Genomic DNA, 12,724 nt, shown 5'->3' on the forward strand with positions numbered 1-12,724 from the left:
GCGAAAGCCGAATTCGGCTTTCGCGATGCGGGGGCAATTAGGCGGTTAGAGCATTCTTTGCGCGTCCAGTGGACGCGCGGCGCTCTAACGTCGGCCAAACAACCGCCCGTCAATGGTGACGAGGCCGAGCGCGATCAGCACCACGCCGCCGATTTCGAACAGCTCCAGCCGCTCGCCAAGGAACAGGAAGCCGAGCAGCATGGCGCTGGCCGGCACGACAAGCGTGACCAGCGAGGCGTTGGTCGCGCCGGCCGAGGCGACGAGGTTGAAATAGAGGATGTAGGCGAAGGCGGTGGACAGAAGCGCCAGCGCCAGCACCGCCGCCCAGACCGGGGGCGAGGCCGAGAACAGGCCGGATGGACCGTAGGTGAAGAGCACGATCGGGATCATGATGATGGTCGACGCCGTCAACTGTCCGGTGGCGATGACCGGTGAGGGCACGCCCTTGAAGCGGCGGGCGACCATCAGCGCAATACCATAGGACAGCGAAGCACCGATCAGCGCGAACTTGGCCCAGACCGGGCCGCCGAGCCCGGCAAGCAGGCCGGGGCCGATCATGACGGCCGTACCGGCGATGCCGAGCGCAATGCCGGCGAGCTTGTTCCAGGAGAGCTTTTCGTCGGATGTCAGCGCGTTCGCGAGGATCAGCGTCCAGAACGGCGTCGTCGCGTTGAGCACCGAGGCGACGCCGGCGCCAAGCTCCGTCTGGCCGGCGAAGATCAGCGAGAAAGGCACGACATTGTTGGTGAGCGCCAGCAGGAAGAACAGGCCTGCATGCGGAAGCGCGAGGCGGAAGGACGGACCGCGCAGACCGAGATAGATCTGCAGCGCAATGGCGGCGATGGCGACGCGAAACAGCACCAGCACCAGCGGGGGGAGTTCCGCCACCGCGATGCGCGCAAAGAAGAACGAGCCGCCCCAGATCGCGCCGAGCAGCAGGAGTTGCCCCCAATCCTTGAGCACCATCGGCCCGCGTGGTGCGGATGTCGCGGCCATTGCCATGTGAGTCGCCCTCCCAGACTGCCTGAATGCCAGTCACTCAGGCAGAAGCCATATCGGCGCCAGTGACAAGGGCCACCCGAAACCTGATCGCTGGCAAACGTTGCTGGCAAAGACCTAGCGCCGCTGCGTCAGCCGCACGAGACACAGAATTGTTTTCATTAGCCGCTAGCTTGGATTAATTGTGCGCAGGCTAGGTCAAGGATTCGTCGATGCAGCGATTCGAAAATGCCCGCGAGGCGGCACTGGCGCTTCGTCCGGACGATCCGGTCTATTGCTTCCGCCCGCAAGTGCTGATGGCGGATGCCAGGCAGTTCATGGGCATGTTCCCCGGCAAGACCGCCTATGCGGTCAAGACCAATGGCGAGCAGATCGTGCTGAAGACCCTGGTCGAAGCCGGTGTCAAGGCTTTCGACGTCGCTTCGCCGGGCGAGTTCGCCGCCGTGCGCGCGGTCTCTCCGGATGCCGAGATGCTCTACATGCATCCGGTCAAGGCGCAGTCGGACATCAAGCTGGCGCTGGAGAAATACGCCATCCGCGTCATTTCGCTGGATCACGAGGACGAGATCACCAAGCTGACGCGAGTGGTGCGGGCGCTCGACATCGATCCGGGCTCGATCAGCGTGTTCGTGCGGGTGCAGACCAAGGGGCATGCCGCCTACGAATTGTCGAAGAAGTTCGGCGCCGGGCCGGCCTATGCGGTCGAACTGGCCGAGCGGCTCAACCGCACCGGCTACAAGGTTGGTCTGTGTTTCCATGTCGGCAGTCAGATCGAGGATCCCGACACCTATGAGCGGGCGCTGGCTTCCGCCGATTGGGTGCGCAACCGGCTGACCTTCGATATTGCAGGGCTCGACGTCGGCGGCGGTTTCCCCGCCGAATACGGCCACGATCCCAACCGCAAGCAGATCGAGATGCCGTCGCTCGGCCAGATCATGTCGCGGCTTTCGGGCGATCTGAAAGAGTATCAGTTCGACCAGATGCCGCTGGTGGCCGAGCCGGGCAGGGTGATCGTGGCGCGCTGCCTGTCGCTGATCGTGCGGGTGCTGCTGCGCAAGGGCAAGCGGCTCTACATCAATGACGGCATCTGGGCGTCGCTGTCGGATTCATGGACAGGCAAGATCACGCTGCCGGCGCGCTTCATTCCCGATCCGGCGATCCGCTCGCGTAATGGCGAGGAGAAGAACATCGTGCCGTTCAAGGTCTGCGGCGCGACCTGCGATTCCGTCGACATCCTGTCGCGGCCATTCTGGCTGCCGGAAACGGTCGATACCGGCGACTGGATCGAGATCGGCCATATCGGCGCCTATTCGCTGTCGCTGAGGACCCGATTCAACGGGTTTTACCCCGACACCTTCGTCGAGGTGACGACGCCGTTCGACGAGGGCGACGCGCCGCAGGGGTTTGCCAGTTTGGAGACGATGGCGGATTAGGGAATAGGGAATAGGGAATAGGGAATAGGGAATAGGGAATAGGGAATAGGGAATAGGGAATAGGGAATAGGGGTGGCAGGCACGGCTTTCGGAGTAATTTTCTACTGCCTACTGCCTACTGCCTACTGCCTACTGCCCTAAAATTTCCCCAAAAGCTCCGGTGTCGGCCAGCCGTCCACGGCCATGCCGAGGCGCATCTGCTCCTTGCGGATCGCCTCGCGGGTGTTGGTACCCAAAATGCCGTCGACAGTGCCGACATCGTAACCCCTGGCTTCCAGCTTGGTCTGCAGCGCCTTCATCTGCTCGTTGTTGAGGCCGGTCTCGGGATAGCGCGGGTCGAACTGTTTTGCCCCCGCCAACCGGGCGGCGAGATTTGCCGCGGTCAGCGCGTAGGTGAAGGACTGGTTCCACTCAAGATAGACGTCGAAATTGTCATAGGCCAAGAAGGCGGGGCCCTTGCGGCCCATCGGCAGCGCAAGGCCGGCCTTGAGGCCATTGTCGATCAGCGGCGTGCCGTCGGGGTTGGTGACGCCCCATTGCGCCCATTGCGTCAACGGCAGCTTGTTGGTGCGGCCGGTCTGGTCCCACGGCATGTCTTCGGGCGCGCGGACTTCCTGGATCCAGGGCTGGTCGCGTTTCCAGCCGCGCGACAGCACTTTGTTGGCGGTGGTCATGATCACATCGGGCACGCTGCCGCGCAGGTCGATCTTGCCGTCGCCGTCGCCGTCGACGCCGCGTGCCAGATAGTCGGAGGGCAGGATCTGCGTCTGGCCGATCTCGCCGGCCCAGGCGCCCCTGACATCGGCCGGCAGCACGCCGCGATCGATCAGCTCCAGAAGCGGCACCAGCTGCTGCCGGAAGAGCTGCGGCCGGCGGCAATCATGGGAAAGCGTCACCAGGGCGCTCAGCGTGTGGAAGTCGCCCTGCACGGCGCCGAAATCGGTCTCCAGCGCCCAGAAAGCGGCGATGATCGGCGCCTGGACGCCGAACTGCTGGTCGGCGCGGGCGAAGACGTCGGCGTATTTCTTCAGGTTTGCCGCACCTTGCTTCAGGCGATAGGCCGAGATCATGCGGTTGGAAAACTCGACAAAGGTTTGGGTGAAGACGCCCTGGGCGCGGTCGCGTGCCAACACCTTGTCGTCGAAGGTTGCCGCTCCAAGGGCGTCGAGACCCGCTGTACCTACGCCAGCCGCCTTGGCTTCCGCAGCGACGCCCTGCTTCCAGGATTCGAAGTCGCCGCCGCATTCCTGCGCCATCGCCGGCAAGGCCGTGGCGCACAGGGTCAGCGCAGCCGCGAGGACTTTGGAACGCAGTCGCATCAGCTTCCTCTCGAAACGAATAGCGGGCAGTTGTTGTGCTCCCCGGAAGCCCAACGCCCTGAATTACTGGCGGTTGCACTTTTCACCGCTGGCTGTGTCGAAAAGCAGGCGGCAGGCCCGGTGTCAACGGGTGTTCTGCCGCAGCCACTTGTTCCAGGCGGCTTCACTGCCGTTGAAGACGTTGATGTCGGACTTGCCGCTTACGCCCGGAACGATGCCGGTTCCCGTGTATTGCCAGAAGGTGAAGGGGTGGCTGCCGTATTTCTCACGCGGATGGCCGGCGACGGAGCGCAGCCAATAGGGATAGCCGCGAAAGCTCGACAGCTCGTTATCGTCGAAGAAGTCGATCGAGGTGTAGATGATCGGCTTCTTGCCGTAGTGCCGTTCGACGATTTCAAGGAAGGTGGTCATCTCCGCGCGCACCGTGGCAGCGTCGGGACGCAGCCTGCAGGTCGGCGATTGCGGGTTCCATTCCATGTCGAGGACCGGCGGCAGCGCCGAGCGGTCGACGGGGACGTTGCGGATGAACCAGCGCGCCTGCACGGCAGCCGGGGTGCAGAAATAGTAGAAGTGATAGGCGGCTCGCGGAACGCTGGCAGCTTTCGTGCGGGTCCAATGCTCGTTGAAATACTCATCGAAGCGATCGCCGCCCTCGGTCGCCTTGATGAAGGCGAAGGAGATGCCGCTGGCCTTGGCCGCCGGCCAGTCGACCGAGGTCTGGTATTTGGAGACGTCGGTGCCGTGAACGGCATAGTTCCATGGCGCTCCGCTTTCCCATTCATGCGGCTTGGAATCGGCAAAGCGCGGCGCGCGCACGGCAACCGTCGGGCTGCTCGACGCGGACGGCGACAGCGGCGAGAGATCGTCCACGGTCGAGCAGGCGCCAAGCAGCGTCAGCATGATGAGGCCCGCAAGACGGCGCATCGCAATTCCCGAGCCGGATTCAGCCGGTCGCTGATGGGTCTATACACTGATGGCCGGTTTTGTGATCGGGCCCCCTCCGAGCGATCGCCCCACAGCATCGCTCAGCATATCCTGTGATCGCCGATCATGGTTGATAATCCGTTGATGGCGCTCGACAAGCATTGTGATTTGCGGAAGCAATGGCGGCAAATCGATGACATAAGGGTCGCGCAGGGCCCGGAGGAAATAAATGCGGATCGTGGTCAAGATCGTCAAATGGCTGCTTGGCCTGATCGTTCTGGCGATCGCCGCCCTTTTTGGCTGGCTTTATATCGCGCCGCCGGAGTTGATCAGGGTCGGCTCGGGCTACTCGGCCAAGATCGTCTGTTCGAACGTCTTCATTGCCGGCCGCGATCCCAATGAGGTGCTTGCCGTCGACGTGCAGGCGCCCGGGCATCCCCTGCTGCGGCTAATGCGGGTTTCGGTGGACAAGAACAGGGGAACGGTGTCGGCGGGCCTGTTCGGCTTCCTCGGCAAGAGCATCGCCGTCGCCCGTGACGGGCTGGGCTGCGCTTCGGTTCCGGACGGCGATGTAGGCAAGGCGCGGCGGACCGCGATCCAAGCGGAGCCGTCGGCGGCCACCATGGGCGACCTGTGGCCGCAAGGCGAGCGCGTCGAGGCATCACAGGATCCGGTGATTGCCAAGCTGCTGGACGATGCGGCGCTGGCCGGCACCGGCATGCGCGCGGTGGTGGTGGTCAAGAATGGCCGCGTCGTCGGCGAGCGCTACGGCGATGGCTTTTCCGCCAAGACGCCGCTGCTCGGCTGGTCGATGACCAAGACGGTGAACGCCGCCATTGTCGGCACGCTGGTCAAGGACGGCAAGATGGCTTTCGACGACAAAAACCTGTTTGCGCCGTGGAAGGCGGACGGCCGCACTGCCATCCGCCTCGCCGACATGATGGCGATGTCGAGCGGGCTGGAGTTCAACGAGGATTATGGCGACGTCGCCGACGTCACGCGCATGCTCTATCTCGAACCTGACATGGCGGGCTTCGCCGAATCCAAGCCGCTGGCTGCAGAGGTCGGCAAACAGTTTTCCTATTCGAGCGGCACGGCGGTGATGCTGTCGCGCCTCTGGCAGGACGCGATCGGCGACAAGGCCAAGGCGCTGACGTGGCCGCGCACGGCGCTGTTCGAGCCGCTCGGCATGCACAGTGCGGTGCTCGAGACCGACGAGCAAGGCACCTTCGTCGGCTCATCCTATCTCTACGCGACTGCCCATGACTGGGCGCGCTTCGGCCAGTTCCTGCTGCAAAGCGGGGTGTGGAACGGCAACCAGATCCTGCCGGCCGGCTTCGTCGACTGGATGCGGGAGCCGGCAGCTGCCTCGAAAGTCTACGGCAAAGGCCAGTTGTGGATCGAGGCCCCTGGCGATGAGGAAAACCCCGGCGCCGGCGTCGCCGCAGGCCTGCCCAAGGACACCTACTGGATGGAAGGTCATGACGGGCAGACGGTCGCCATCATTCCCTCGGAACAACTGGTGGTCGTGCGGCTGGGGCTAACGCCGGCCAAGCTCGGCTACCGGCCGCAGACGATGGTGGCGGCGTTAATCAAGGCGTTACATTAGACTAGCGCGCCGTAACTCTTGTCTATGCAGCTGTCGCCAAAGGCTTGGCGCGATCAACCCGCGCCCGCTCGTCGGGCGAGTTCATGACCTGCCAAAGATCGCTGCGGCGCTGTACGTTCAACCAGAAATCCGGGCTGTTGCCGAACACCCGTGCCAGAATGAGCGCGGTCGCCGCCGTCACGTTGCGGCGGTCGTTGCACAATTCGTTCACATGTTTGCGCTGGACCCCCATCGCCTCGGCCAAAGCTGCCTGCGTAAGGCCAAGCGGTTGCATGAATTCTTCCGTGAGAATTTCGCCAACCGTTGCTGGCTTGCGTGCGGTCATCAACATGTTCTCACCTCACTTATAGCTGTGGTCGTCGAGATAGATGTCCGACGCCTCACCGCGGCCGCCGTCCCAGCGGAAGATCAGCCGCCATTGCTTGTTGACGCGTATTGAATGGAAGCCTTCGAGAATGCCACGCAGCTTCTCGAAATGATTGCTGGGCGGCACACGCAAATCCTGATCGATCATCGCGTCGTCAATCATCTGGAGCTTGCGGAACAAACGGCTTTCGAGATCGGACGGAATGTTGCGAGAATGGGTGTCTTCCACGAAGAAGGCCCGCAGCCATTCATCCCTGAAGCCGATGATCACCACATGCTTCCATGCATGTGAGATAGTGTACCGCTCTCGGGGTCATAAGGCAACGTTGATCCAACGGATCGTGGCTGCTTCGCCTTTATGTGCCTTTCCCACGGCAATATTCAGGAAGTGATCTTGATAACCGCCAGCCAGGCATAGCCGCGATAAAGCGTGCGGAAACGGAAGCTTGCGCTGGTTCGCCGCGATTCCGATTCCAGCACTTCGCGCAACGATTCACGCGGCGCGACGTGGAATTTTTTCAGCCAGCCGCGCAGCAAGGTCCGGAACCAGCCGGGCAGGCCTTCCTGCTGGCCGAAATCGACGATGTGCAGCGAACCGTTCGGTAACAGCGCGGCCAGCGCTGCCGACACAGTTTTTTCCCAGCCGGGGATCATCGACAGCGAATAGGACACGAAGACGCGATCGAAGCCGTTGCGCCCGAACAGCGCCTTGGCATCGAATCCCGTGGCGTCGGCCTGGGCGAGCGTGACACGATCGACCAGGCCCTCGCGGGCAATCGCGGCGCTGGCCGTCTCCAGCATTTCGGCTGAAATGTCGAGGCCGAAGAAGCCGGCGTCGGGGTAGCGACGCGCGGCCAGGATGATGTTGCGGCCGGTGCCGCAGCCGAGCTCCAGCACGGTGCCACCGACAGGCACGTCGAGCCCCGAGATCATTAGGTCGCGGCCGAGCAGGTAGTATTTGCGGGTCAGGTCGTAGATATGGCGCTGCCAGCGGTAGACGCGGTCCATCAGTTCGGCATGGTTGGCCTTGAATTCGGGGCTGGCCGGCAACTCGCTGGTGCTCATGCCGCACGCTTCACGTAGAGGTGGAAGCCGCCATAGATGGCCGAGCGGTCGCGGGCCAAAAATTCGCGCGAAGCCTGGTCCTGATAGTCCCACTGGTCGAGCAGCGAGCTGGAGACTCGGCCCGGCAACAGGCTGGGTTCGGCGGCGGTGCGGAAGATCACGCGGGCGCCGGCCGATGCGGTGCGGGTGATTTCCGCCCACAGCGCGTTGAGCTGGTCATCGGTCATCCAGTCCTGAGCGTCGAGCAGGACGAAGCGGTCGACCGCGCCTGCGTCCTTGCCGGCGAGGAACTCGATCAGATTGGCATGGTGGATGGCGACGCGGTCGACATTGCCGCGAATGGTCTCGTAGTTCTGTTTTTCGAGATAGGCGGGCAGGGCAGCCTCGCCGGGGTTCGGATAGCGCCGGGCGAAGGCCTGCCAGGCGAAATAGTTGTTCTCCAGCGGAAAATCGCAAGCGAGCTTTTCCAGCCGGGCTTTCAGCACGCTGGCCATGGTGCCGTCGCCAGAAGTGATCAGCGAATCGTACTGCGCCGGCGGAATGCCGAGGCCGAACAGAGAGGCCTTGCGCGACGTCGCCCATTTCAAAAGCTTCTTGTCGAAGACCGGCGCCAACTCCTCGTTGAAGAAGCGGCGCTGCTCGCCGATGTTCTTGGCCTGCATGATGCCGGCAGGGTCGACGCCGAAGAATTTTGCCGTGCGGTGGCCCATGGCGATGAACAGGCCGAGCAGGCCGGTCTGGTAGAAATTGCGGTCGAACACAGTGATGCGACGGCGGCCGCGCCAGTTGCGGCGCTCCCAGTAGTGACGGCTGACCGGATCGAGATGCGGCGCGATGAAACGGTCATACGCTTTCGAATTGTGGCTGGTGTCGGCGGCGCCGAAGAAGCGGAACAGGTCGCCCTGCGATGGCAAATGGCGCACCGCCTCCAGCTTCATGCGGTTCAGCGCGATGTGCGCGGTGTTGAGGTCGACGGCGTCGACCCGGGCCGGCGAGCGCGTGAGGTAGGCCAGGATGTTGCAGCCGCCGGAGGCGATGGTGACGACGCGGTGGCCCTGGCCAAGCTGCATCGCCTCCATGTCGACATCGGGGTCTTCCCAGATCTGCGGATAGACGAGGCCGGAAAACAGGAAGGCGAACAGCCGCTCCGAAATGCCGGCCTTCGACAGCGGGCGGTTCTGGTAGACGGCCTTTCCAACTTCCTTGCCGCGGCGAAAAACCAGATCAGCGGAAACGTCCGTCATGGCAAGATGATTCCCCATTTGCTTTGCCGCAAGCGGGTAGCTCAGGGTCATGACAGGCCGGTGACAGCCTGTTGACGCCTCCTTACAGTTTGCCAAACCCGCCCGGCGTCGGCGTCGTCAGGATGACGGCGTCGCCGGCCTGCAGCACGGTCTGGTCGCAGGCTTTCAGCATGTCGATCGTGCCGTCCTTGCGGCGGACCTTGGTCGAGCCGACCTCGCCATCGCCGCCTCCGTCCAGCCCTTGCGGCGGGCGGTTGCGGTGCGAGGAGAGGATCGCGCATTCCATCTTTTCGAGGAAGCGGATGGTGCGTTTGGTGCCGTCGCCGGCGCTCCATTTGCCCTTGCCGCCGGAGTTTTCCCGAATGTGGAAATCCTCGAGCAGCACGGGAAAGCGCAATTCCAGCACTTCCGGGTCGGTGAGGCGCGAGTTGGTCATGTGGGTGTGGACGCCGGAGGTGCCGGCAAAGCCGCGGCCCGAGTTCATCTGGCCGGCGGGCGAGCCGGAACAGATCGTCTCGTAGTATTGGTAGGTCTTGTTGCCGAAGGTCAGGTTGTTCATCGTGCCTTGCGCGTTGGCCATGGCGCCCATGGCGCCGAACAGCGCATTGGTGACATGCTGCGAGGTCTCCACATTGCCGGCGACGACGGCGGCGGGGTAGGCGGGTTTCAGCATGCAGCCGTCGGGAATGATGATGTTGATTGGCCGCAGACAGCCGGCATTCATCGGGATCATGTCCTCGACCATGACGCGGAAAGCATAGAGCACGGCCGCTCGGGCGACGGGTTCGGGCGCGTTGAAATTGTTCTTCATGACCGGCGACGTGCCGGTCAAGTCAACGGTCGCCTCGCGCTTTTGCCGGTTGACCGTGATCTTCACCTTGATGATTTGGCCGGTGTCGGTCGGGTATTCGTACTGCGAACTATCGGGCAGCCGCTCCAGCACGCGGCGCACGCTTTCAGCCGCATTGTCCTGGACATGGCCCATATACGCTTCGACGACATCGAGGCCGAAATGCGCGACCATCTTGCGCAGTTCCGCGACGCCCTTCTCGTTGGCGGCGATCTGCGCTTTGAGGTCGGCGATGTTCTGGTGCGGATTGCGGGCCGGGTAGCGGTGGTCGGTGAGCAGCGTTTCCAGCTCCTTCTCGCGGAATTTTCCACGATCGACGATGCGGAAATTGTCGAACAGCACGCCTTCCTCGTCGACCGTGGTGGCAAGCGGCGTCATCGAGCCGGGTGCCGTGCCGCCGATATCCGCATGATGGCCGCGAGAGGCTGCCCAGAACAGGATTTCGCGTTGGGCGTCGTCGAACACCGGCGTCACCACGGTGATGTCGGGCAGATGCGTGCCGCCATTGTAGGGTGCGTTGAGGGCAAAGACGTCGCCGGGGTGGATGTCGCCGGAATTCAGCCGGATGACGGTTTCGACCGAGCGGTCCATCGAGCCGAGATGTACCGGCATGTGCGGCGCATTGGCGACCAGCGCGCCAGTGCGATCGAAGACGGCGCAGGAGAAATCCAGCCTTTCCTTGATGTTGACCGAATAGGCGGTGTTCTGCAGCGTCACACCCATCTGCTCGGCGATCGACATGAACAGATTGTTGAAGACCTCCAGCATGACCGGATCGGCCTCGGTGCCGAGCGCTGCCTGCCGGCGCTTTTTCTCGACGCGGCGCAGAAGCACATGATTCCTGGCGGTGATTTCGGCCTGCCAGCCCGGCTCGATGGCGATTGTCTGGTTCGGCTCGATAATCAAGGCGGGTCCCGCAATCCTGTTTCCCGGCTTCAGCGCCTCGCGGCGGAAGATGGGTGAAGTGTGCCACTCTCCTTCGGTGAAGATTTCGCGGGTTTGCGAAGGGCTTACGGCAAGGTCTTCGGTTCGCGATTCAGTTTCGTCGCGCCCGGTGCCGCCGGTGTCGGTGCCTTCGACGCCGACGGTCTCGACGATCATCGGCTTGTCGTCATAGACGAAACCGAACTGCGCCTTGTGGGCGATTTCAAAATCGCGCCTGGCCTGGAAAATCGAATCCGCCTCGAAATTCACCGGCAGTGTCGTGTCGGTGCCGTCATAGCGAATGTGCAGCACGGGCTTGGTGGCGACCGCATCCTCGCCGATGCCTTGCGCCGCGAGCTCGGCGATGACGGCTTTTCTCAAGATGGCAATGAGGTTGCCGATCTCGGTTCTGGACTCTTCGGCAAGCGGTTTCAGCAGCGCCTGCTGGCGCGAGGCAAAGACCGAGGACAGGCCGATGCCATAGGCCGACAGCAGGCCAGAGAAGGGATGGATCAGCACCGCCTCCATGCCGAGCGCGTCGGCGACCAGGCAAGCGTGCTGGCCGCCGGCGCCACCGAAGCAGTTCAGGAGATACTCGGTGACGTCGTACCCGCGCTGGACAGAGATCTTCTTGATGGCATTGGCCATGTTCTCCACGGCGATGGTGACGAACCCTTCGGCGACAGTCTCGGGCGACCGGCCATCGCCGATTTCGGCGGCGAGTGCTGCAAATTTTGCTCGCACCGTCTCGACGTCGAGCGGTTCGTCCTGGCCGGGTCCGAATATTGCCGGAAAGAAATCGGGCTGCAGCTTGCCAAGCATGACGTTGGCGTCGGTGACGGCGAGCGGGCCGCCGCGCCGGTAGGCTGCCGGGCCGGGATTGGCGCCAGCCGAATCCGGTCCGGCCCGGAAGCGACCGGCCTCGTAATGCAGAATCGAGCCGCCGCCGGCGGCGACGGTATGGATGCGCATCATCGGCGCGCGGATGCGCACGCCGGCGACCTCGGTGTCGAAGGCGCGTTCGTATTCGCCGTCATAGTGGGCGACATCGGTGGAGGTGCCGCCCATGTCGAATCCGATGACCTTGTCGAAGCCGGCGAGCCTGGCTGTCTCGACCATGCCGACGACGCCGCCGGCCGGTCCTGACAGCAGCGCGTCCTTGCCCTGGAACATGTCGGCGGCGGTGAGACCGCCCGACGACATCATGAACATGAGGCGAGGTGATTGGCCGGGCGTCACGCCCAGCTCTCCCGCCACCCTTTGCACATAGCGCGACAGGATCGGCGACAGATAGGCGTCGACCACGGTGGTGTCGCCTCGGCCGACCAGCTTGATCAGTGGCGAGACCTCATGGCTGACCGAGACCTGGCTGAAACCAAGCGTCCGGCAGACCTTTGCCACGGCCTTCTCGTGGTCGGGGTATTTCCAGGCGTGCATGAAGACGATGGCGACCGCATCGATGCCGTCGGCCCTGGCCTGTTCGATCGCCGGCCGGCAGGCGGCGATGTCGAGCAATTGTTCGACGCAGCCATCGGCGCGCACGCGCTCATTGATTTCGATGACGCGCTCGTAGAGCTGTTCGGGAAGGATGATCTCCTTGGCGAAGATGTCCGGACGCGCCTGATAGGCGATCTTCAGCGCGTCGCGAAAGCCCTTGGTGATGAGCAAAAGCACGCGGTCGCCCTTGCGCTCCAGCAGCGCATTGGTGGCGACCGTGGTGCCCATCTTGATGTCGCCGATCAGGCCGCTTGGGATCGTGTCTCCGGACGACAAGCCAAGAAGGTCGCGAATCCCCTGGATGGCGGCATCGTTATAGGCTTCGGGGTTTTCGGAGAGAAGCTTGCGCGGGTGCAGCCCGCCTTCCGGATCTCGGCCGATGACATCGGTGAATGTGCCGCCTCGGTCGATCCAGAAATCCCATTTTTCGGTCATGACAGCCCCTGGCGCTTTTCCGTTCGATCGGTGGTTCGGCACATTCTGTTAGTTCGCCA

At 63.2% G+C, this 12,724-nt stretch carries 10 protein-coding genes; 2 read left to right on the forward strand and 8 right to left on the reverse strand.

Translation table 11 applies throughout. From position 1 onward, the window contains the following. Nucleotides 1-84: 84 nt before the first annotated feature. Nucleotides 85-1,002: a DMT family transporter gene (locus NKI66_RS25150; protein WP_352753361.1), complete on the reverse strand. Its 918-nt coding sequence runs from the start codon at nt 1,000-1,002 to the stop codon at nt 85-87. Between the two features lie 209 nt (nt 1,003-1,211). On the opposite strand from NKI66_RS25150, the gene NKI66_RS25155 reads away from it, so the two are divergent. Further along, nucleotides 1,212-2,432, forward strand: a complete 1,221-nt coding sequence (locus NKI66_RS25155; protein WP_013530936.1) for an alanine racemase — start codon at nt 1,212-1,214, stop codon at nt 2,430-2,432. Between the two features lie 137 nt (nt 2,433-2,569). Here the strand turns inward: NKI66_RS25155 and NKI66_RS25160 are convergent, their stop codons facing one another. Further along, nucleotides 2,570-3,751 (reverse strand): lytic murein transglycosylase, encoded by a 1,182-nt coding sequence (locus NKI66_RS25160; protein ID WP_352753363.1) that lies wholly within the window; start codon nt 3,749-3,751, stop codon nt 2,570-2,572. A 123-nt stretch (nt 3,752-3,874) separates the two neighbouring features. After that, the gene (locus NKI66_RS25165; RefSeq protein WP_352551767.1) at nt 3,875-4,675 is read right to left on the reverse strand and encodes a glycoside hydrolase family 25 protein; all 801 of its coding nucleotides are present in this window, start codon (nt 4,673-4,675) and stop codon (nt 3,875-3,877) included. Between the two features lie 229 nt (nt 4,676-4,904). On the opposite strand from NKI66_RS25165, the gene NKI66_RS25170 reads away from it, so the two are divergent. Then, nucleotides 4,905-6,284 carry a serine hydrolase domain-containing protein gene (locus NKI66_RS25170; RefSeq protein WP_352753365.1) on the forward strand — a complete coding sequence of 460 codons (1,380 nt, stop codon included), beginning with the start codon at nt 4,905-4,907 and terminating at the stop codon, nt 6,282-6,284. Nucleotides 6,285-6,306: 22 nt separating this feature from the next. Here the strand turns inward: NKI66_RS25170 and NKI66_RS25175 are convergent, their stop codons facing one another. The 5 genes from NKI66_RS25175 to NKI66_RS25195 all read right to left on the reverse strand — a co-directional run bounded on the left by NKI66_RS25175 (nt 6,307) and on the right by NKI66_RS25195 (nt 12,665). Then, a complete protein-coding gene (locus NKI66_RS25175) occupies nt 6,307-6,615 on the reverse strand; it encodes a HigA family addiction module antitoxin (RefSeq protein WP_023813159.1) in 309 nt (102 codons plus the stop codon). Nucleotides 6,616-6,624: 9 nt separating this feature from the next. Next, entirely contained in the window at nt 6,625-6,921 is a 297-nt protein-coding gene (locus NKI66_RS25180) for a type II toxin-antitoxin system RelE/ParE family toxin (protein WP_352442224.1), read from the reverse strand. 110 nt (nt 6,922-7,031) lie between these two features. Then, a complete protein-coding gene (locus NKI66_RS25185) occupies nt 7,032-7,715 on the reverse strand; it encodes a class I SAM-dependent methyltransferase (RefSeq protein ID WP_352753367.1) in 684 nt (227 codons plus the stop codon). Further along, entirely contained in the window at nt 7,712-9,010 is a 1,299-nt protein-coding gene (locus tag NKI66_RS25190; protein ID WP_128303481.1) for a BtaA family protein, read from the reverse strand. The genes NKI66_RS25185 and NKI66_RS25190 overlap by 4 nt, the downstream gene beginning before the upstream one ends. A 31-nt stretch (nt 9,011-9,041) precedes the next feature. Beyond that, nucleotides 9,042-12,665 (reverse strand): hydantoinase B/oxoprolinase family protein, encoded by a 3,624-nt coding sequence (locus NKI66_RS25195; RefSeq protein WP_352753369.1) that lies wholly within the window; start codon nt 12,663-12,665, stop codon nt 9,042-9,044. Nucleotides 12,666-12,724 lie beyond the last annotated feature (59 nt).

The sequence above is a fragment of the Mesorhizobium sp. M0518 genome, from assembly GCF_040321125.1.
GTDB lineage: Bacteria > Pseudomonadota > Alphaproteobacteria > Rhizobiales > Rhizobiaceae > Mesorhizobium.

Coding starts and splice junctions, on each gene's coding strand:
- NKI66_RS25150 (WP_352753361.1), bottom strand. CDS start 1,002: ATGGCAATGGCCGCGACATCCGCACCACGCGGGCCGATGGTGCTCAAG.
- NKI66_RS25155 (WP_013530936.1), top strand. CDS start 1,212: ATGCAGCGATTCGAAAATGCCCGCGAGGCGGCACTGGCGCTTCGTCCG.
- NKI66_RS25160 (WP_352753363.1), bottom strand. CDS start 3,751: ATGCGACTGCGTTCCAAAGTCCTCGCGGCTGCGCTGACCCTGTGCGCC.
- NKI66_RS25165 (WP_352551767.1), bottom strand. CDS start 4,675: ATGCGCCGTCTTGCGGGCCTCATCATGCTGACGCTGCTTGGCGCCTGC.
- NKI66_RS25170 (WP_352753365.1), top strand. CDS start 4,905: ATGCGGATCGTGGTCAAGATCGTCAAATGGCTGCTTGGCCTGATCGTT.
- NKI66_RS25175 (WP_023813159.1), bottom strand. CDS start 6,615: ATGTTGATGACCGCACGCAAGCCAGCAACGGTTGGCGAAATTCTCACG.
- NKI66_RS25185 (WP_352753367.1), bottom strand. CDS start 7,715: ATGAGCACCAGCGAGTTGCCGGCCAGCCCCGAATTCAAGGCCAACCAT.
- NKI66_RS25190 (WP_128303481.1), bottom strand. CDS start 9,010: ATGACCCTGAGCTACCCGCTTGCGGCAAAGCAAATGGGGAATCATCTT.
- NKI66_RS25195 (WP_352753369.1), bottom strand. CDS start 12,665: ATGACCGAAAAATGGGATTTCTGGATCGACCGAGGCGGCACATTCACC.